Annotated in this window: 20 protein-coding genes; 10 read left to right on the top strand and 10 right to left on the bottom strand. The window is 61.1% G+C overall.

What is annotated here, in order from left to right:
* Positions 1–47 precede the first annotated feature (47 nt).
* The 4 genes from R3F07_18675 to R3F07_18660 form a co-directional block, all read right to left on the bottom strand.
* Entirely contained in the window at positions 48–1,187 is a 1,140-nt protein-coding gene (locus tag R3F07_18675; GenBank protein MEZ5278414.1) for a type III PLP-dependent enzyme, read from the bottom strand.
* Between the two features lie 12 nt (positions 1,188–1,199).
* Positions 1,200–2,657 (bottom strand): saccharopine dehydrogenase C-terminal domain-containing protein, encoded by a 1,458-nt coding sequence (locus R3F07_18670; GenBank protein MEZ5278413.1) that lies wholly within the window; start codon positions 2,655–2,657, stop codon positions 1,200–1,202.
* Positions 2,658–2,753: 96 nt separating this feature from the next.
* The gene (locus R3F07_18665; GenBank protein MEZ5278412.1) at positions 2,754–3,854 is read right to left on the bottom strand and encodes an SGNH/GDSL hydrolase family protein; all 1,101 of its coding nucleotides are present in this window, start codon (positions 3,852–3,854) and stop codon (positions 2,754–2,756) included.
* A gap of 65 nt (positions 3,855–3,919) precedes the next feature.
* A complete protein-coding gene (locus R3F07_18660) occupies positions 3,920–4,969 on the bottom strand; it encodes an SMP-30/gluconolactonase/LRE family protein (GenBank protein ID MEZ5278411.1) in 1,050 nt (349 codons plus the stop codon).
* A 201-nt stretch (positions 4,970–5,170) separates the two neighbouring features.
* Here R3F07_18660 and R3F07_18655 point away from each other — a divergent pair, with 201 nt between their 5' ends.
* Positions 5,171–5,413, top strand: coding sequence for a hypothetical protein (locus R3F07_18655; protein MEZ5278410.1), 243 nt, complete (start codon positions 5,171–5,173; stop codon positions 5,411–5,413).
* A gap of 129 nt (positions 5,414–5,542) precedes the next feature.
* Here the strand turns inward: R3F07_18655 and R3F07_18650 are convergent, their stop codons facing one another.
* Both R3F07_18650 and R3F07_18645 read right to left on the bottom strand, forming a co-directional pair.
* Complete coding sequence (locus R3F07_18650; GenBank protein ID MEZ5278409.1) at positions 5,543–6,595, bottom strand: alcohol dehydrogenase catalytic domain-containing protein; 1,053 nt, start codon at positions 6,593–6,595, stop codon at positions 5,543–5,545.
* Positions 6,596–6,853: 258 nt separating this feature from the next.
* Positions 6,854–7,399 carry a hypothetical protein gene (locus R3F07_18645; GenBank protein MEZ5278408.1) on the bottom strand — a complete coding sequence of 182 codons (546 nt, stop codon included), beginning with the start codon at positions 7,397–7,399 and terminating at the stop codon, positions 6,854–6,856.
* A gap of 631 nt (positions 7,400–8,030) precedes the next feature.
* Here R3F07_18645 and R3F07_18640 point away from each other — a divergent pair.
* A complete protein-coding gene (locus R3F07_18640) occupies positions 8,031–9,488 on the top strand; it encodes a hypothetical protein (protein ID MEZ5278407.1) in 1,458 nt (485 codons plus the stop codon).
* 232 nt (positions 9,489–9,720) lie between these two features.
* The gene (locus R3F07_18635; protein MEZ5278406.1) at positions 9,721–10,599 is read left to right on the top strand and encodes a phytanoyl-CoA dioxygenase family protein; all 879 of its coding nucleotides are present in this window, start codon (positions 9,721–9,723) and stop codon (positions 10,597–10,599) included.
* Between the two features lie 77 nt (positions 10,600–10,676).
* Here the strand turns inward: R3F07_18635 and R3F07_18630 are convergent, their stop codons facing one another.
* The 3 genes from R3F07_18630 to R3F07_18620 are packed head-to-tail and all read right to left on the bottom strand — an operon-like array spanning position 10,677 to position 11,503.
* The gene (locus R3F07_18630; GenBank protein MEZ5278405.1) at positions 10,677–10,883 is read right to left on the bottom strand and encodes a helix-turn-helix transcriptional regulator; all 207 of its coding nucleotides are present in this window, start codon (positions 10,881–10,883) and stop codon (positions 10,677–10,679) included.
* Positions 10,880–11,275, bottom strand: a complete 396-nt coding sequence (locus tag R3F07_18625) for a hypothetical protein (GenBank protein ID MEZ5278404.1) — start codon at positions 11,273–11,275, stop codon at positions 10,880–10,882. The genes R3F07_18630 and R3F07_18625 overlap by 4 nt, the downstream gene beginning before the upstream one ends.
* A 30-nt stretch (positions 11,276–11,305) precedes the next feature.
* On the bottom strand, positions 11,306–11,503 hold the full coding sequence (locus R3F07_18620; GenBank protein MEZ5278403.1) for a hypothetical protein: 198 nt from the start codon (positions 11,501–11,503) through the stop codon (positions 11,306–11,308).
* Between the two features lie 218 nt (positions 11,504–11,721).
* Here R3F07_18620 and R3F07_18615 point away from each other — a divergent pair, with 218 nt between their 5' ends.
* Entirely contained in the window at positions 11,722–12,558 is an 837-nt protein-coding gene (locus R3F07_18615) for a patatin-like phospholipase family protein (protein ID MEZ5278402.1), read from the top strand.
* Positions 12,559–12,633: 75 nt separating this feature from the next.
* Here the strand turns inward: R3F07_18615 and R3F07_18610 are convergent, their stop codons facing one another.
* On the bottom strand, positions 12,634–13,917 hold the full coding sequence (locus R3F07_18610) for a serine hydrolase domain-containing protein (GenBank protein ID MEZ5278401.1): 1,284 nt from the start codon (positions 13,915–13,917) through the stop codon (positions 12,634–12,636).
* Between the two features lie 159 nt (positions 13,918–14,076).
* Here R3F07_18610 and R3F07_18605 point away from each other — a divergent pair, with 159 nt between their 5' ends.
* The 6 genes from R3F07_18605 to R3F07_18580 all read left to right on the top strand — a co-directional run.
* Positions 14,077–15,465, top strand: coding sequence for a sialidase family protein (locus tag R3F07_18605; protein MEZ5278400.1), 1,389 nt, complete (start codon positions 14,077–14,079; stop codon positions 15,463–15,465).
* A gap of 241 nt (positions 15,466–15,706) precedes the next feature.
* A complete protein-coding gene (locus R3F07_18600; GenBank protein MEZ5278399.1) occupies positions 15,707–16,777 on the top strand; it encodes a Gfo/Idh/MocA family oxidoreductase in 1,071 nt (356 codons plus the stop codon).
* Between the two features lie 29 nt (positions 16,778–16,806).
* Positions 16,807–17,709, top strand: a complete 903-nt coding sequence (locus R3F07_18595; GenBank protein MEZ5278398.1) for a TIM barrel protein — start codon at positions 16,807–16,809, stop codon at positions 17,707–17,709.
* Between the two features lie 202 nt (positions 17,710–17,911).
* Positions 17,912–19,969 carry an SUMF1/EgtB/PvdO family nonheme iron enzyme gene (locus R3F07_18590; GenBank protein ID MEZ5278397.1) on the top strand — a complete coding sequence of 686 codons (2,058 nt, stop codon included), beginning with the start codon at positions 17,912–17,914 and terminating at the stop codon, positions 19,967–19,969.
* Between the two features lie 81 nt (positions 19,970–20,050).
* Positions 20,051–20,221: a hypothetical protein gene (locus tag R3F07_18585; GenBank protein MEZ5278396.1), complete on the top strand. Its 171-nt coding sequence runs from the start codon at positions 20,051–20,053 to the stop codon at positions 20,219–20,221.
* A 96-nt stretch (positions 20,222–20,317) separates the two neighbouring features.
* The coding region (locus R3F07_18580) for an IPT/TIG domain-containing protein (protein ID MEZ5278395.1) at positions 20,318–20,689 on the top strand (372 nt) is incomplete at its 3' end.

Raw genomic sequence — 20,689 nt, 5'->3', positions numbered from 1 at the left:
CCGGAGCAGGGCCCGTCGGGAGGAAGCCGTTTTCTGAACGTTCCGCGTTACCGGTTTTCGTGGACGACCTTTGCCGGAGGGAAGCCGTTGAAGTAGGTTGCCGAGGCGTGGCTGTAGGCGCCGATGTTCACGCTGTAGACGAGGTCGTCGCGCTCAAGGTCCGGCAGGTTTTCGGACATTGAAACCACGTCGAGTGCATCGCAGGTGGGGCCGAAGACCGAGCAAATGCTCGTCGGGCCCTTCTTGAAGGCGTGGACGGGATACTTGCAGTGATCGAAGATCACTCCGGAATAGGTGTGATAAACCCCGTCGTTGATGTAGTAGCTGGTCTTGCCGTCGCGCACTGCTTTGCCGATGACGGAAGCGATGGAGGTCCCGCAGACGGCTGCCAAAAATCGCCCGGGTTCCGCGATGATCTGAATGTCCTTCGGGAACAGGCGGTCCAACTCGGTGTTGATGATCTTGGCGAGTTCCGGAAAGGGTCGGACCGAGGCATCATAGGGCGCGGGAAAACCGCCGCCGATGTCGAGCAGGTTCAACTTGGTGTAGCCCCGGTCGCGGGCTTCCTGGAAGATGTTGGCCGACAACGCGAGTGCCTGGACGTAATTGTCGAAGTTCGTGGTCTGACTTCCGACGTGGAAGCTGATGCCCTCGACGGTGAGCCCGACCCGGTCGGCTTCGAGAATGAGATCCACGGCTTCGCCGGGGGCCGCACCAAACTTCGATGACAGCTCCACCATCGCGCCGGTATTCGGCACTTTCAAGCGGAGGGCCAGGCCGGCGTTGGGCGCATGCCGGGCGATCTTGTGAATCTCCTCCTGGTTGTCGAACGTGACGAGCGGCTTGTATTTGTTGAGCTGCTCCAGTGTCTCGACCGGTTTCGTCGGGTTGGCGTAGATGGTTTTGTCCCAGATCCACTGCTGGCGCTCCCTGGCCGGCATGCGCCTGATGTTCTGGTAGACGATCATGAACTCCGGCATCGAGGCTACGTCGAAACTCGCGCCTTCCTCAAAGAGCGTCCGCACGATCTCGGCATCGGGGTTGGCCTTGACCGCATAGTAGACCTGGACCCGTGGAAGATGACGGCGGAAACTGCGGTAGGCTTTGCGCAGAGCCGCGTGGTCAATGATGAACAGGGGGGTGCCGTGCTCCCTGGCCAGGGCCTGAAGGCGGGATTTGGTAATCATGGGGTGGATCGGTCAGCCTGCGTCGGTGACGAGGAAATTCTTGAACTGCCACGGATCACGCAGGTCGAGGTCGGGCTTGTTGTACTTCTGGAATGTCCGGTCACGGTCTTTGAGAGGAGTCCAGTCGGACGCCTTGGAGATCCAGCGGCCCAGATAGGGCTTGGCGATCTGCAGAATGTACTCGTGGGGCAGTTCATCAGGCACGCAGACTCCCTCGGTCGGGTTCTCCATCATCCACATGCACGCGCCGACAACCGAGATGGCGACCTGCATGGTCGTGGCATTCTGGTGCGGCACCAGCCGGCGCGACTCCTCGATCGAAAGATCGGAACCCACCCACCACGAGTTGTATCCGTGACCCATGATGAGCGCTCCGAGAATGTCGGAGCCGCTGATGATCTCGTCGTTCATGATCCGCTGGTTCTCGTTCAGTCGGTAGTTGTAGCCGCGCATCTCGTTGAGCGAAGCGATGGCTTCATCACAGGGACAATAGGCGTAGTGCATCGTCGGGCGGTAAACCGCCTTCCTGCCCTCCCACACCGTGAGCTTGTCGGAGATGGTGAACGCTTCCCCGTGACGAACAACCATGCCGAGAATGTTGTAGTCCGGCACCCAGGTGCGCACCCAGGTATTGATGCCCATCTGTGCAAGACAGATCTGGTTCTTCGGGCCGTTCTTGTGCTCGAAGGCATTCTTCGGGAGCGTCTTTTCGTGCGTGCCCCAGCCCATTTCGGCGGTGGTGGTGCCTTCTTCGCGGAAACCTTCGATGCTCCAGGTGTTGACGAATTCGTCGACTTGCTTGGGCCGGTTGGTGATCTGCGTGTCGCGCTCGGAGCAGTGAATCACCTTCACGCCGATGGCACGCGATAGATGGTTGAATTGCTGGGTGCGGATGAGTTCGGCGACATTCTCCGCCGCGCGGGGCTTGAGTTTCTTGTCGGCGATCAGGCTCTCACCGATATCGATCAGACCCTGCTTGGTGAAATGGGAAATCAGCCCCGGATTCGCCCCGTGTTCGATCACGGCGGTCGCGCCCTTGGTCTTCCAGCCCGCCGTCATGCGGCGAAGGTTCATGTGCCGCCAGTAAAGGGTCTTGGTCGTCGGGTGGGTGTTGGGACCGCCGGCGTAAGGGTCCCAGAGCTCGGTCGAGGTGTTGATGTACATTACCCCGTGCTCCCGGCACCAGCTGAGGATCTCCAGTGCGTCGATGTTCCAGGCCAGGTCGATCAGCAGATCTCCCGCCCCCAGATACTTTCCGAGCAATGAGCCGAGGTTCTCCTGGGTGACGCGGTCATTCACAAATCGGACACCCCGGGCGGTCCACTTTTTCAGTTTCCCGGCCCGGTCCGCGAAATCCATCACGGTGACGTTCTTCGCCGGGACTTTGATGTGTTCGAACAGAATGGGCAGGGTGCACTCAGCCACGCCGCCAAAGCCGACAAAAAGAATACGTTTATTAAAAGTGATCATGATTAAAGGAGGAAGCGGTCACTGTGCGCGAGACGCGCTTAGTGACAAGAAGATCTTCGAACCCCTCGCAGTCCCCCAGAGGAAGCAGTCCACGGGTCACTGTCCGGTCGGTCCCAGCAGGTCGCGGATGACCGGTTCCAGGTTCCGGGCCATGCGCATGAATCCGAGATCGCTGGGGTGGGTGCCATCGACCGTGCCTTCATCCGTTTCCGGGCCCAGCAGGACGGACCCGTCGAGGAAGTGGATCCGGTTGTCGCCTGCTTCATGCTGCGCCGTCACCACTTCGGACTGCAAGTCCCGATTGGCGATTCGCGCCCTGAGATTCTCTTCGTGGGTGGCGTCCTTCGCGAATGCGATTCGCGAGATGACCAGAATGGGAACATCCTTGTGTGCGCCGCGAAGAATGCGGATCGCCTCAGGGAGCGTCGTGGCAAGGTCCCCCTGGGTGTTCGCTTCGTAATCCAACACGAACAGCAACGGATCCGGAACTGTGGCAATCGCCCTGATGACCTCCGGCTCGCCTTTCCCACTCCCGGAAAAGCCGAGATTCACCACCTCGACGTTCAGGGAACGGCTGAGAATATTGGTGTAGGCCATGCCGGGCCGGGAGGCACACCCACCCTGGGTCACCGAGGTGCCGTAGAATACGACCCGCCCGGCCCTGGACCAGGACTTCGGAGGTCGGATCGAAGCCTTCGGGATCAGGCCGATCTGCACCCTCTTGACCCCTTGGTAGAGTGGATAATTGAGGACGAATTCCCGCATCCTCGCCTCGGTGTGCTCAAAGAGCAGCGCTTCGTAGCGGGTCTGCAGGCGATCGTAGACGGTGGTGCCATGGAAACGCCGGGCATAGGACGGTCCGATGTAGAGGTCGAAGCCGCACTGGCCGGTCGCCGGCATGTGATTCATGTCGGCCGGGCTCTTCAGGTCCACTCGTATGGCAATCTGTCGGGAATCGGACTGAAAGGCAATCTGCCCCCCCGCGGTGTGATCGGCGAGGTGGTCGACCGCCGCCGGCAGTGCCTCACGATTGTCCAGGGGCAGACGGCGGTAGACGTGATCGTGTCGATACCACGCAAAACCCGAAAGCCGGAAGGGACCGGCGACGGGCTCGTGCCAGTACAGGGGCGTCGTGCTTCCGGTCAATGGCGCCATGCGCTCATCAAGGTCGGAAAGAAGAGGGGATGGGGGCGGCATCAATGAACTCGTGTAGGATGCTGTCTGAAATGTGCTGAAGTGTGTCGCAGGGATCGATTCGGGTCTTACCGGAATCCGGGGCCCCTGGTCTTCAACCGGATCCGCAGCAGGAGCATGTCTGCAGTCATGTAGAGGGTATGGCCATCATCCCCCCATGCGCAGTTCGATGTCGGCTGCCCGGTCACGATGGTTCCGAGGTGCACACCCTGGGGTGAGAAAACCAGGACGCCGCCCGGTCCGGTAGCGAAAAGGTTCCCGCTCACATCAACCTTCAAGCCATCCGGAGAACCAGTCCGGCCGGGTCGCTTCAGGGCCGCCGCCGAGGCAAAGGTCCTGCCGTTGGCGAGGGTTCCGTCCGGTTGCACGTCATAGGCCCTCCAGACTGCGAGGTCCCCGCCGTCGGAATTGGAAATGTAGAGGGTCCGGGCATCCGGTGAAAAGGCCAGGCCGTTCGGACGGGTCATTTCGTCGGTCAGCAGCGTGACGACGCCGTCGGTCGAAAGACGATAGACACCCTGGAAACCGATCTCCTTGGCGGGGTCTTCCATCCGTCCCTCCAGGCCGTAGGCCGGGTCGGTGAAGTAGAGATCGCCGGTCGGGTGGTAAACAAGGTCGTTCGGGCTGTTGAAGCGCCTGCCCTGCCAGGTCGCGGCCAGGGTCTCGTATTCGGGTTGCGGATGCGACACCGGATGGGTCATCCGCGCGATCCGCCGATCGCCATGCTGACAGAGGACGAGGCGTCCCCGGGCATCCAGGGTGAGACCGTTGGATCCCACTTCGCCTCCGCGCCCGGTTGTTCCGGTGTATCCCGAAGGATGAAGATAAAGCGACAGTCCGTCCACTTCGCTCCACTTCCAGATGTTGTTGGGAGGGATGTCGGAAAAGAGGAGATAACCCCCGTCCGCTATCCAGACCGGACCTTCCGACCAGTCGAAGCCGTCCGCCAATGTCTCGATCTTCGCGTCCGGATCAACCAGGGCGTCGAAGACCGGACTCAGGCTCTCGAGATGCCCGGTATGGGGGCGTGGGGAGGGGAATCCCTTGGGGGAGTGGATGGCTGAAGATGGCATGACGGCAAGTGCAGCGACTATCAGGCCCGGGTTCAACAAGTTCATCGATATGAATGGATCTAGCTCACTGCCCCCCGGGGGGGGTATGGGGTCATTGGGGGCTGGTATGGGGTCATTGCTTGACTCTTGACAGATGAGGCATCGCATCTGTCAAGAGTCAAGCAATGACCCCTTGGGTTTCTCCGACGCGTTCACTTTGTTGCACGGGCGCTTGGCAACCCTCGGGTGATCTGATTGGAAGGTGCCATGGATTATCGCACCAGAGCTGAGTATTTCATCCGCGGAATCACCGGCGGCTTTGTTGACGCCTCCGAAGTCATTGCCTGGTCCGACGAGGTGATCGTTGAGGCGGAACCCACCGAGGACTGGATGGTCGAGATCTCCTCTTGCGGACCCGGTGATCGCATGGCCATCCTCAGCCACCTCAACACGGTCAAAGGGACGGTCGACGAAACCGCCCTGGCCAAGATGCTCGAGGGCAAGACCTGACCAACCCGGGGAGGGTTGGAAGGGGGCATTGGTGCAGGTCAAAGGCATTGCTTGACTCTTGACAGATGCGATGCCTCATCTGTCAAGAGTCAAGCAATGACCCCTTGAGATCCGTTGGGCTTCTTCCGCTCAGTCCATCGTCAACACCGTGTAGCCCAGGGTGTTGAAGTTGGACATCGCCTCGAGAACACCGCTGACCTGGTCGAGCGAGACTTTGGTGGTGACAAGCGAGGCCGGTTTGATCTGGCCGGATTCGACCATGCGCAGCATCGCCGGGTAGCAACGGGCCTGCATCCCCATGGAACCGACGATGGTCAGTTCCTTCAGGGCTATCAGGTCCGCCGGAACCGGCAGTATTCCCTTCTCGTCCTCCCCGGTCATGCCAAGCCGGACGAGACGACCGCCGGTGCGCAGCGAGAGAATGGACGGCATCCAGGTGGCAGCGGTGCCGAGGCACTCGATGGCGGCGTGGACCCCGCCCTTGGTGTATTCCTGGATTTCCTGGACCGTGTTCTCGCCGGCGGTAATGGTGTGAACCGCGCCCAGTTCAAGGGCCTTGTCGAGTTTCTCCCGACCACGTGAGACGGCGATCACGTTCGCCCCGAGAGCGCTGGCAATATCAACGGCAGCGAGCCCGACGCCGCCACATCCAAACACCGCGACCCAATCGCCTGCGCGTATTCTGGCCTGAACGGCGACTCCACGGAAAGCCGTCATGAAGCGGCAGCCAAGCGCCGCGCCTTCGACAAACGACAGCGATTCGGGCAGCGGGACCAGGTTCACGTCCCCGTGGGACACAATCGAGTACTCCCCGAATCCGCCCGCCCCGCGGAACATCGACAGGCTCAGGTTTTCGCAAACGTGCTGGTCACCCTGGGCACACTGGGGGCAACTCCCGCAGGCCTGCCCGAAGGGGAAGACAACCCGGTCGCCCTTGCGGAAGTTCCGGACGTTTGCTCCAACCTCCTCGACCTCACCGGCCGATTCGTGGCCGAGGACAACCGGCAGTGGCGGGGAGAATCCGAGCCACGCCCAGTCCCCTTGCCACAGGTGCCAGTCGGAACGGCAGATCCCGTTGGCCCGGACCTTGACCAGAACGTCGTCGGGACCAACCTCCGGGTCCTTCCAATCCTTCCAGATTTTCAGTGGCTTTTTGAATTCTTCAACGACGGCTGCGCGCATGGTGGATGTGGGGTTTGGGGTTGAGTCTTGTGAGGGAGGGAGAAGGGGTCATTGCTTGACTCTTGACAGATGAGCCCTCGCTATTGTCAAGAGTCAAGCAATGACCCCCTGGCAGATCCTGAGTCACTCTGTGGATGGCCTGGGCCGAGCGCAAGTCCGATCCTGGGGCTGGTTCGTCTGAAGGGTGCCGGCAGGCCGGTTCGTGCAGACAGGCATGGATTGCCGCGGTACCTGTGCAGCGGCTTCTCCGACTTCACACTAGCCGAGTTTTTCGAAAAAGTGGATCAGATTCTGGATGTGGCCCTGGACGGGGACGCCCAGATGTTCACAGCCGAGGTCAATGGTGTTTCGGTCGACTTTGGCGGCGAAGGACTTGTCCTTGATTTTCTTCCAGATGGATTTCGCCTTCATCTCCCCGTAGGGCACGGGATTCATCTTCCGATAGGCATAGAAGATACCGCAGATTTCGTCGCAGGCGAGAAGGCCGGCGGCGAGATTCGTTCGGGGTAGCGTGGTGTATCCATTAAAGCCGTAGGCGTGCGCCTCCACGGCGTGGATCAGATCCCCCGGATAGTCCCATGCGGCAAACCAGCGAAGCGACTCGCCCGGATGCGTATCGGGGTGCTTTTCAAAATCGATGTCGTGCAGGTATCCGGTGATCCACCACAGATGCGGATCCTCGGCGAGAAGACGGGCATACCCATCCATGGCGGTGGCCACCATCAGGGCGTGGTGCTTCTGGTATTCGTCGCTGACATGTTCATCAAGCAGCCGGCGGGCCTGGTCTGACGTCGGGAGATTCATGGTCGCTTGTCCGGATATCATGAAGGGGTAAACGCCGGCCGGTCCAACCTGAATTCGCGGGATGCGGGGCAGAACGTGATATCAACCTCAGCTCAGCTTCTCCATGGCGGCCCGGAGGAACCGCGGCAATCCGCCGGGGTTGGCGGCGGCATGTGCAAGAACCTGCCGCACATGGGGGAAGGATAAGGGGTCATTGCTTGACTCTTGACAAATCAGGTATCGCATCTGTCAAGAGTCAAGCAATGACCCCCTAGTGAATCCCCAACCGGGCGCCGATCCTGCCCGGACGGCCGATTTGCGGACGTTCGGCAATCCTCTGACTTGAAGCGCGCCGTGCAGCCTGCCGCAAGACCGCGGGTTTGCGTGTGCCCGAGATCCCGACGTTGCGTTTTGAGGCAGGCACGGCGGCGCGGGAACTCCGGAATTGACCTCGCCGGCTTTGCCTGGCTATTCGACATGTGGGCCGCAGGCATCCTCGTTGGCCCCTTGACTGGCCAAATAACCGCGCGGTGGAGGCAATTCCGGCTGAAGCCGCCGCTCCCGGAGACAGATGTTCAAGAATTTGACGAGACCGATACTATTGTGGACCCTTGCAATCTTCCTGCCCGCACTCTCATCTGGTGCGCAAGACATGGTCACTTACGAGGGTTTTGGCGCCATCGGAGACGGCGTGCATGACGACCTGCCCGCGATCTGCCGGGCGCACGAGCACGCCAATGCCAATGGATTGCCCGTCAGAACCAGGCCCGACGCCATCTACCATCTGGGCAGAAGTGCGCTGACCGCGATCATTGCCACCGACACGGACTGGAGTACTTCCCGGTTCACGATCGATGATCGGGAGGTTGAAGACCACAAACGTTCCCTGTTTGAAGTGCGGTCCTTGCTGCCGGTGGAGAAGCTGCCCATCGAGCGGCTGACGCGCGATCAGAAGCGGATCGAACTGCAGTCGGAGTACGATTATCACGTCATCGTGACAAACGATTCGGTCAAACGGTATATCCGTCGCGGTCTCAACCAGAATTCCGGGACGTCCCAACGCGATTGCTTCATCCTGCTGCGCGACGGTTCAATCACAAGCCCGATTGACTGGGAATACGATCAGATCAGTGATGTCGAGGCCCGTCCGATTGATGAAGAGAGGCTGACGATTCGAGGAGGTGTCTTCACCACTTTTGCCAACGCCATGAAGCAGGATGTGGGCTACAACTACTGGGCCAGGAATATCCTGATCACGCGTTCCAATACGGAGGTGGACGGCTTGACCCACTACGTCGTGGGCGAGACGTCCGTCGGGCATCCTTACATGGGGTTTCTTTCAGTCAGGAATTGCGCCAACGTCACGTTGCGCAACTGCTTCGCCACGGGTCACCGGATCTACCAGACCATTGGCAGCGCGGGAAAGCCGGTCAGCATGGGATCATACGACTACATCGCAAACAGCGTGGTGAATTTCACCATGATCAACTGTTCGATGAACCACATTCTGGATCGTACCCGCTGGGGCGTCATCGCGACCAATTTCTGCAAAAACATCCTGTTGGAAGATTGCACCCTGTCCCGGATGGATGCGCATATGGGCGTTTCCGGCACGTATGTGATCCGGCGGTCCACCTTGGGCTACATGGGACTGAACGCCATCGGCAGAGGTCTGCTCAAGGTCGAGGATTCCACCTTGCACGGCTCGTCCTTTATCAGCTTCCGGGGCGATTACGGGAGCACCTGGGAAGGTGAGGTCGAGATTCGCAACAGCCGCTGGACTCCTTCGGGCGGCGATGGTTCGGACCTGGTCATGTTCAATATGCGCAACGACGGTCAGCATGACTTCGGCTACCCTTGTTTCATGCCGAGGCGGATAACCATCGACGGGCTCGACATTGATGACTCGGGTCATGAGGGTGCGCTCTACTATTTTGGCAGTCCGGGAGACGGCAACCCGGCCGAGTCGCCCTTCCCCTACGCCCGGACCGAGGAATTGGCCGTTCAGAATGTCATGACCGCCAGTGGCAGGAAACCCCTCCTTTCATCGGATGCCTATCTCAGGGAAAACATAGCTCTGGTGGAAAAACCAACCGGGATGGGCCAATGACCCGGGGCCATTCCGGGAGCGCGTTGAACGCGCGAACTGACAGCCTCCTCACGCCATCGTGGAATTCCAGGTGATGGATGTGGACTGGAGACGTCGTGACCTGAGCCCGCTTGCTCTTCTATTTGATGGAAATATTGGCAGGATTGGACTAGACCAGATACCGGAATCGCGGGGTTGAACCAAGCCATGGGGTTTAGCCGAGAGCGAGCTGGACACCGTCGTGCTTCGTTTCATGCTTCGGCTCCGCTGCCCGCTGGTTTCGTCCGGCAGCCAACGGGTCGGTTGGCGCACCACTGTCCTCCCCCTGGCGGCCGGCACCTCTGACGCCACCCCGACAGGCAGGCACCTCCAATTCCAATCCGGCACCATGAGCTCGATCACCCAACTCAAGCGAATCCGATCCGCCTACGAGCGGGACGGCTATGTCGTCGTCCGCAATGTTGTCAGTCGCGAGTTGATGCAGGAGGCGGAGCAGCACGTCCACGCGACCATCGCTCGGCATCCCGGTTTGTCTTTTGCGAAACTCCATCAGATTCCTCTCTACCTTGAGGATCCGTTCTACCTGCGCCTCGTTCGGCAGGAGCCGTTGCTCGACATCGCCGCGGAATCGCTCGGGCCGAACCTGGCCCTGTTTGCGACCGGATACATCATCAAGTCACCGGGCAGCAGCATGGAGGTGTTGTGGCATCAGGACGGCAGCTACTGGCCGCTTGACCCGATGGAGGTCTGCACGCTTTGGGTGGCGATCACCGAATCCAAGGTCTTCAACGGCTGCATGCGGGTCATTCCCGGAACGCAGCACATGGATCTGCAGGCACTGAGGGAGCGCAGGGACAGGGAGAGCCTGCTCGGAACGAGCATGGATGAATCGCTGGTAGACGAGTCGAAGGCGGTGGACCTTGAACTCGAACCCGGCGATGTATCCATGCATCACCCCAACATCATCCACGGCTCGAACGCCAATAAGTCCCCGACCCACTGGCGGCTTAATCTTGTCATCCGCATCATCGCGGCTTCGACGAAGGTCACCGATCCGAACTGGCCCGGAGTCTTCCACCTCCGCGGCGAGCCACGCGAGGATGTCAACCGCTACCTGCCTGAGCCGGTTTAGGGGGGACGGAAAGCCGTCCGGCCCGACCCTTGTTCGGGTCGGGGGATGGGTGGCGAAGGTTGGCCGCTGACCGACAATCAACCTGCCTCGCCGGAAACATGGGTGAAGATGTCCTCGATCCGGCGCTTGAAGACACGCGCCAGGGAAAAGGCCAGCTTCAGGCTGGGGTCGTACTTCCCGTTTTCCAGCGCGATGATGGTCTGCCTTGAGACACCCAGCTTCTCGCCCAAGGCAGCCTGCGACCAACCCTCCTTGGTTCGAAGTTCCTTAAGGGAGTTCTTCACTGGAAGCGCCTCCGCGCCAGCACCTGTCCGCCCACCCACAGGACCATCAACATCGGCAGGATCCAGACCGTATCCAACTCGGGATAGCCCACCCCTTCCAAAAAGCCATAGGCACCGGTGAGCAGGCCGGTCGTGACTGCGGCGAAGACCACCGCTTCGAGCTGGATCTTCTGTTGCAGCTCATCGAGGGAACGGATGAACCGCAGGATGATGATCCCCACCCAGACCACGGGCAGCATGGGCAGCAGCGCGATCAGGGTCCGCAGGCCGAGATTTTCGATGCCCGCGTTCTTCAGCGTATAGACGGAGGCGAAGGTCACCAGACAATAGGTGATGGCCCAGGTGAGCATCTGCCTCCGGTAGCGTTTGCACTGTTCGTTCGGCGTATCCATATTCGTTTACCTTTCACACCCTGCAGGCGCTCATTTTCCCGCAGAAGGGGCTGATTGCTTGACCGCGATAAAGCCGAGTGCACAGCCGAAGGAGCACCCCAACGCGACCCAAAGGCCGACATTGCCGAGGATTGCCCCAAGGGCCGCACCTGCGGCCACGCCGATTGCCGTGAACATGACGACTTTTCTGTTCTGATGGTTTCTGACTTCTGGTTCTCTCTTTTTCATTTTGTTCCAACTCTCTGGTTAACGATTTTCCGTGTAAAGGGGCCTTAACATGTAAAGGATCCTTAACATGTAAAGCATACTTTACATTTTCCCAGAATCGGAATTGGAGACCAGGCCCGACGACCATTTTGAACTGCTGACCGGTCGCGTCATTCCTCCCTGGGGTGACTTCATCTGAGGAATTGCGTCGTCAGTTTGCGGAGCCCAGATTGCCTACCGTGAAAAAACCCAAAGTCGGCATAGCGTTGGGTGGGGGCGGTGTCCGGGGGCTGGCCCATATCCCGGCGCTCGAGACGCTCGATACGCTGGGGATCCGGCCGTGCGGGGTGGCGGGGACCAGCATGGGCGCCCTGATCGGCGCGCTTTACGCCGCCGGACTTTCGGGCAAGGACATACGGGCCATCGTGAAGGCCAATTTCTCTGATTCGGGCGATTCCATCAAGGAATCGTACAGCAAAAAAGTGGCGTTGCTCAAATGGATCGGCGGGGTTCGTCCGTCCTGGGAGGGCAGCGGTCTGCTCAAGGCGGACGGATTGATCGAACGTCTGATCGACGAGATGTCGGCCGAGACGTTCGAAGATCTGCAGATCCCGCTCCGCGTGGTGGCGACAGATTTTTTTTCAGGGGAACCGGTAGTTTTCGATTCGGGTGAATTGCTGCCGGCCCTCAAGGCGAGCATGTCGATTCCGGGGGTCTTCGTGCCGGTCGAGCGAGACGGACGGGTTCTCGTGGATGGCGGAATCGTCAACAACCTGCCGTTCGACCTGCTGCCGGATGACTGCGGGATCACCGTGGCGATCGATGTCGCCCCGACCCGCAAGAGCACGGATGGCGAAGCGCCCGGCATGGTGGACGCAATCCTCGGTATGTTCGACATCATGGTGGACCGGATCACGACCATCCGGCTCGAAGAAAAGCCTCCCGACATCTACATCCGTCCTGAACTGGTGGGGATCCGCATCCTCGACTTCGACAAGGTCTCCGATGTCTTCGAGCAGGCCCAACCCGCCATTGACGAGCTCGAAAAGCAATTGAAAGACCGCCTTGGATGTTGAACCCGGGGATTCTCTCACAAGACGGAGCCAGTCCCCGCGCTCAACCCGCTCCCGACAACCCCCTGACGGCGTCTTTCAAGATTTACTCGTCCTGGACTCACCAACCTGCAGCCCCGGCTTCTCCCTGCGTTTTCTTCTCCATTTCCACCAGTGAGCAGCAAGGAAGATCGAGAGTGATACGGCAAACAGGCTCGCGGGCAGTTTGAGCCGGGCGGGGTCGATATAGGGAAAGGGGCCGATGACATCGAGGTCCCTTAGGACGACGCGGATGAGTTTTCGGGTGATCACTCCAAGACCGCGGTTGGGAAAGGCGTTGATCATGACCACGATGGTGATGTTTGAGTCGGGGAAGTGGACCAGATGGGACGACGTTCCGATATTGCCCCCTCCGTGCCCGATCGCCCGCTGCCCGGCGGAAAACTGGCGGTCATACTCCTGCACGCCCAGTCCGTAGGCCCGCATGTTGGCGACCGGCGAAAAGGTGACCATCTCCATCATGGCCTGGAGCGATTCCGGTTGCAGGATTTTTCCCCCGAACAGCCGATGGCCCCAGCGGGCCAGGGTTTCCGAGGTGGTGAAAATCCCGTTGGACCCGAATCCGATGCTCTCGTGAGCCGCCCGCGGCGCGAAGGTGGTATCTTTATCCCCGTCGCCAAACATCAGATCATCCCCGTATATATGGGCCTGGTTTTCCGGGGTGTTGTCCTCTTGGGAAAGGGTGATCGGAGCCACCCCGTAAGGCTCAAAGAGGCGCTGCCTCAGGAGGACCGGCAAGGAAGTGGCAGTGGCCTTTTCCAGGATCATGGCCAGCAGCAGGTAGTTGGTGTTTGAGTAGGCCCAGCCCTCCCCGGGCCTGAAGTGGGGCTCCTTGATGTAGCCGAGGACCTCCTCAGGGGGCCAGACCCGGGCCGGATCCGCCATCAACGCATCCCAGATGTCCTGGTTATTCCAATACATGTAGATGCCGCTGGTGTGGTTGAGCAGCTGCCGTAGGGTGATCCGGCCATCCACATGGGGGTAGTCCGGGAGCCACCGGGACAGGGGGTCTTCCAGGGATAGGATGCCGTCCTCCACCAACTTCAAGGTGAGGGCCGCCACCACGTTCTTCGTGATGCTGCCCACCGCGAACACCATGTCGGGCGCGATGTTCACGGCGTCGTGAGATACCCCGCTGACCCCGTTCCAGATCGTGCCGTCCGGAAAGACCACCGTCGCGGACACCCCGTGGATCCCGTATCGGGCGATCCCCCGGTCCAGAATTGACTGCATCCGCTCATCCAGGCTTCCCGCCTCCCGGGGAGAGCAGGAGAAAAGAAACACAGGGACCAGGACGAGGACGGAGAGCATCCTCTTTTCCATACAGGAAGGTTAATTCCCAAAAACGTCAGTGTTAAGCCCAATCCGACCTTTTCACCGGACTCCTTCAGGCTCCCCGCGCGACTGGTGTCTGTCGATTGGTCCGTCCGGCCTTTTCCGGGTTGCCCTGCCGGGTGAGGCACTCTACGGGAATGGCCCACCGTGGAACCCTACGAATTGTCCGTAATCAATCCCACCCGGCTTCCCTCATCCCTTCCGGGAAGGATCAGCCGCCTGCCGGGACGCTACAACTTCAAGCCGCATATCGGTCGGCTGCCCAACGGCGAAATCGTCATGTTCGTGGCTCATTCACACAGTGAGGAAGTCCATACTTCCCGGAATGTCGAGCCACCCGCTCGATCGCTGTCGTCCCATGTTGTTCTGTACCGTTCCACGGACGACGGAAAGACCTGGGGCAGGGGACGGCATGTCAGGGAACTCATGGGTGGTCATGAACCTTCGGTTTCGGTCATCGGCGGGGTGCTCTTCGTCCTGATTACCGTTCATGGGAGCGGCTGGTTCCCGGACCCCTATGCGGCGAGGGATCACGCCTATGTCGTTGTCGCCCGGTCCGAAGACGGCGGAGCTTCCTTCTCGACGACGATTCTCGACCGTGCGGTCACCGGGGCGGGGGAGAACGAGCGTATCGATTGCACACGGAATATCCTGCGGTTGTCGGACGGCAGGCTCTGGCTGGGGCTCGGTCTCGGTGCCCGGCATAAGGCGGCCCTGTCCTCCGACCTGGGACGTACCTGGCGGTTGGAGGAGGCGGTGGTTCATGGTTCGGCCTACGTTGGATGTTTGCGTTCGTTCTTTTGTGAAGCCGTCGCTTTCTATTCGAACCGGGGACGCCTGATGATGCTCTCGCGGGTGGATTTTGATTTTGCCCGTTTCGCCGATCCGTTGCCTCACGATACTGAATACAAGGGCAGGACCGGTTTGGATAATTTCGACGGCGAGGTTCTGTTCAGTTCTCCGGATGAAGGGCGCACCTGGTCCCCGGTGCGGGCTGTGGGTTTCCCCGCCCTCATGTACCCGTCGATGACAAGCCTTGATGAAGACCGCATCCTGCTCACCTACACGGTGCGGGAAACGCCCCCCGAGGGGTCGGGCTCCATCCACCCCAAGGTGGGTCTGCAGGGAATTGTGGTGGATGAACAGGCGGACGGTTCCCTCGACTTCGATTTCGGCCGCGATGTCATCGTAATCGACGACTGTACCCCCGATTCGATGCGCAACGCGGGCGTTTTCGGCAATACCATCCGATTGCCCGACGGCACATTGATCACCCCGTTTTCCTACCCGCTGATCGACCCGGAGATCCTGGCCCTGGCGGATCGGAAGGAGTATCTGAAGGAAAACGTATACGATTATTGGGCATCGCTCCAGGATACCTATCCGGGTCGCTTCAAGGATATCGTGAAAGACGATCCGGTCCTCTCGGAGCTGCATTTGCGTCGGAGTTTCTCGGCCCTGTTCCTTTACGGCCAGGCGGCCAACAAGGGAGGCATCGCCACGGCAGTGGTTCGCTGGTCTTTGGGACTCTCGTGAATCGGTGAAACAGGACGGCGCAAGAGAGGCGGGTCCAGGAATCCCGGCATCGTCCTCCGGCTCGGCCCGCTCAAACCCGTGGGTGGTTCCGGGGTAGAGGGCCGATTCCTTTGCCGGTCCAGGGGGAGTCGGGGGCGCCAATTGCGATCTCCTGTCGCTGATCGGCATGGTATTTTGCGGTTGCGTATTGACCACCATTGAGCCCCTCGACCACTCTTGAGGCCACTCACTTCTCCCCAAGATGAAACCCATCTGTTACGGCATCATCGGTGCCGGAGCCATTGCCCGTTACATGGTGCCCGCCTTCACCGAGGGCCGCGATGCCGTCGCCACCGCGGTGGCCGATATCGACCTGGAGGCTGCACGGAAAATCGCTGCGGCAGTCGGGGCGCCCAGGGTGGTCGCCGACTGGCGCGAACTGCTGAACGATCCGGCGATTGATGCCATCTACATCGCCACGCCGCCTTTCCTGCACAGGGAAATGAGCATCGCGGCGCTGCAGGCCGGCAAGCATGTGTGCTGTGAAAAACCGTTTGTCATCACCCAGGCCGACGTGCGCGCGGTGATGGCGGTGCATGCGACCGTGCCGAAGTTCAAATTCACCTGCAATGCTTCGCGATTTCACGAGAGCGGCGTGGCGCGCACCGCCAGGGCGCTCGTCGCCGAGGGCCGATTGGGCACGCTCTATCGCGTGCATTTCGAGCAGGTCACCGGTGCCGCCAAACCCGGCACCGTCCTCCCGGCCTGGCGCAACGATCCGAAGAGAAACGGTGGCGGCATCTCCTTCGATTGGGGCGTCTACGACCTCGCCTGGTTGAGCTATGTGCTGGACCGTTACTTCCGTCCGACCGTGGTCTTCGCCACCAAGGGAAACTATTTCCCGCTGACTGCCGAACGCGTGCCGCCCTGCCTCGACGTGGACGGCTGGATGGCGGTCGAGATCATTTGCGACGATGGGCTGACGATTCATTGGGAGCGGCGCGCCTCCGAGCACGGCCCCGACCGGCACAATATCGAGTTTCGCGGCACCCGGGGTGGTTTTGACGCCTGCTTTGTACCGTTGGGCGCAAAGCAGGGCCTGCATTTCCACGCCTACGAAGGAGCGGAGGACCTGAAGACGGTGACCCTGCCCGAGGCCACGCTGCCCAACTGGACCGATACCATGCTCTATTCAATCCGCGATCTCAGTCGCGCCATCATCGAGGACCGCCAGCCGACAAACACACTGGCCGACAACCTCCGCATCCACGGTGTCTACGACGCGATGATCGAATCCGCCCGCACCCGGCAGGCGGTGCGCGTGGCGCAGTAGCCTCGACACCCCGGCCGGATCACCATCCCATGAGCCTCCCCAACCAACTCATCCTCTTCAACAATCACTTCGTGATGCATCGGAGACAGTATCCGATACGCACCCGCCTGGCCATCGCGGCCGACACCGGTTACGACGGCTTCGAATTCCACCCCACCGAGCCCGACGACGACCGGACCTGGAGCGAGATGTCGTCTGCGTTCAAGGCCAGCGGTCTCAAGCGGGCCGGCATGTATGTCGTGTCCAAGGGGATTGCCGACGAGGACTGCGCGACGTTCGACGCCGAGGTCAGTCGCGCCAGGCGCATCATCGACCGGCTTGCACTCATTGACCCGCAGGCCTTCGTCAATTTCACCATCATGAGCAACCCTGTGGGTCGCTCGACTCCCGACTACCGGGATGCCGGTTCCTCCCGCGCGGAGGCGCGCCACTGGGAGCGCACGGCGCGCATGTTGAAGGCAGTCGACGACCATCTCGCCCTGCGCGGGCTCAGCGGCAATCTCTACAACCACATCTGGTTCATGATAGACACGCCGGCGGCGCAACTGCGCGCGATTCAGGAAAGCGGCGCGAAAGTGATCAGACCCGGTATCGCACTTTTTCACTCGCATTTTCACCCGGGCGTAGCCGACCTGCACGACGTCATGGCGCAGCCCGGCATGGAGCGTCTCGGCTATTTTGCGTTGCTCAACGGCTGGCCTAAGCCCGCCGAACCCTTCCGCACCCGTCCGCTCGACGACGGCAACATCGACATCGCCGCCGCGCTCGGCCTCGTCTGGTCGCGCGGCTACACCGGCCCGATCGTCTCGCAAGCTTACGACCTGGGCGGTGATGGCTATCTGACCGCCAAACGCTCGATCGAATATATCCGGGAGGTTCATGACCGCTACCAGCGCAACCCCGCGCTGAATCCGTATTACGTGGAATCCTGAATTGTCGGTCGGGCAAGGCCAGGGGGTCGGGCTTTGTCGTTTGTGGTTGCCGTCTGTTTTCCTGTTCCCGACTCTGGCCGGGTTGATGAGTGGTCTGATGAAACCAGGCAGGCGGTTTGATGCCCGGTTGTTCGGTCGGGTTTTTATCCGTCTGCCTTGGGGATGAAGTCGACCGTCTGAGTTCCTCGATCGGGATTCGAAGATGAAGAATTCACTGGGCATGGAATTGGTGCCGGTTGCGGCCGGGTCCTTCATGCGCGGGGCCGTCTTTGATGGAACCTGGCAGCAGTATCATGATCAGGTCCTTGGTGCGGCCGGTGGAACGCTGCCGATGGCCGCATTGACCGGCGGCGAAACCGACGAAGCTCCCGTTCACCGGGTGACGATCACCCGGCCATTCCTGATGTCCGCCACGGAGGTCACCAACCAGCAGTACGCGCAGTATGATCCCGATCATCCCCGGACGGAGTGGAACCCGGAGGACGACGCGGCGGTCGGTGGGGTCAGCTGGGATGAAGCGACGGCATTCTGCGCATGGCTGAGTGCGCGGGAGGGGAGGACTTATCGCCTCCCGACGGAGGCGGAATGGGAATACGCCTGCCGGGCCGGGTCGAACACCCACTTCCATGGCGGACAGGACCTGGCGGAAGACGCCCTTGACCGGCGGTCCCGCCGGGTCGGGCGATGCCCACCCAATGCCTGGGGGCTCCACGACATGCACGGCAATGTCGAGGAATGGTGCCTCGACGGGTATGGAGATTACCCGGGAGGCGATCTGGTGGATCCGGTCGGGCCGTCGACCAGCCTGACCCGGGTGGTCCGAGGGGGATCCGATGAAGACCCGCCCGCCATCCTGCGTTGCGGGAACCGGACCAGCACGGTCGCGGCCTTCCGGCACGAGCGGATCGGGTTCCGGGTGGTCTGTGCCGACCTGCCCGCGACCCGACCGACGACGATGGTTGAGCCGCTCTGGCAGCGTGACGTGGTCCAGGCTGTTCACGACTGGTCGGGCGGCCCGCCTCCGGACCAGCCGTGGTTCGGTGAGATTCTGTCGTTTGCCACGCCGCCTCCGCTCAGCGAACGCCCGGGGCTGTCTTTCTACGCCACCAATCACTGCCCGACGGCCGCCTGGTGCCCGAACGGTGACATCCTCACCCTTTGGTGGAGTGCCGCGCGGGACGGTTGCCGCACTACTGCGATCCTCGCGGCGCGCCTGCGGGCCGGGGCCGACCGTTACGATCCACCTTCGCGGTTTTTCGTGGCGGCGGACCGCGAGCTCTGCAGCTCCTCACTCTGGCATAATGGCCGGGGCCGGCTGATCTGGTTGAACAACCTGGCGCCACAGGGCGACTGGTCGACGGCGCCGGTCATGGCGAGTTTCAGCGAGGACAACGGGCGCAGCTGGTCGCAGCCGAGGATGGTCCTTCCGACGGTGAGGCCGGGACAGCCCGCCCACATGATCATGTTCCGTGGTCCGGACGGTGCCATCTACCAGCCGGCCGATTACTGGGAAACGGACCCGGCGCTGACCGGCAACTGCGGGGCAACGGCGCTTTACCGCAGTTCCGACGAGGGCGAGTCCTGGTCGGAAGTGACGCGAATCAATCACCACCTGGAAAATCTTGGCCGGGAGGGAATGACAGCCGGTGCCATTGCGGGCCCGCACGGGGTGGCCGTCGGGCTTCGGGACGGCTCATTTCTCGGGGTCGGACGGCGGGCTGAGATTGACGGAAACCTGATTTTCAGCCGGTCGCGGGACGGAGGTGCCGGCTGGACTTACTCGCGCAGTCCGTTTCCAAAGATCCGGTTCGGCCAACGGCCGTCCCTCCTCCGGCTCCGCGAAGGCCCGCTTCTTTTTGTATCCTACACCAGTGAGCAGACGCAAACCGGGCACAGCCGCATTGCCCCGGTCCCTTCCGAGGCGGGCGAGGACACGCCGGTTTCGGTCAGTCTGAAGGGCTGGAACTTTCGGGCCGCCTCCGGCCGTGAATACACGGGTTTCGGGCTCTATGCCGCGGTCTCCTACGACGAAGGCGAAACCTGGCCGGTCCGGAGGCTGATCACTCCCGGGGGCCCGGGGCGCCGGATGTTCGGTGGTGGGCACCATCACTTTTTCCGGATGGATGCCACCCACGCTGAACCGGGAGGTTACACCTGCACCCTGCAGACCCCGGACGGCGTCATTCACCTGGTGAACAGCTGCCTGCATTATCGCTTCAACCTCAAGTGGCTGGAGACGCTTCCGACAATCGAGACCTGAATCCGGCCAATGCACCTGTGGGATCTGGAAGCGCGGCCCGCGAGTGGCCGTTCAGTACCTCTCTGGAGGTTCAAGGACATCGTGAAAGACGATCCGGTCCTTTCCGAGCTCCACCTCCGCCGCAGCTTTTCCGCCCTCTCTCTTTACGGCCAGGCCGCCAACAAAGTCGACATCGCCACGGCGATCATGCTCTGGTCCCTGCCGGCCGCATCCCGTCCGTCAGGACCTCCTCCGTCTGAAACGCAGGGCTGAGAATTTGGGATTGCCCTCCCGCTGTTTACGATCATCGTCCGGTGAAGGGAAGAGGGGGGTCGCTTTATCGCCGCGGGTTCGCTTTCCGGATTGGACATGGTCGCAACACGCAAAAGATCCGGATTCCTGGCGATTCTGGCTCTCGCGACCGCTGGTAGTGCCGTCGGATTCGGGCCGGTCGCACTTGAGCCGCAACACGGGCCGGTCGGTACCCTGGTCACAATAGGGGGCGACAGCTTCGACCCGCAGGGTGATTACACGGTTACTCTGCACGGCACCGCGTTGACCGTTGCGTCCATCACCGAGACCGCGATTGAAGTGACTATCCCCACCGGAGCAACCAGCGGGTTCTTTGTGGTCGGCGACGGCACTCAATCCATCCGCAGCGAACGCGCTTTCATCCTGACGCGGCCCATGGCCGTTGTTTACGAATCGGAATTGCCGCCGGACTTTTCGGACTACGATCTG

The organism is Opitutaceae bacterium (assembly GCA_041395105.1).
GTDB lineage: Bacteria > Verrucomicrobiota > Verrucomicrobiia > Opitutales > Opitutaceae > B12-G4.
The sequence above is the reverse complement of the archived record's forward strand: the minus strand, read 5'-3'. Positions and strand labels throughout refer to the sequence as shown.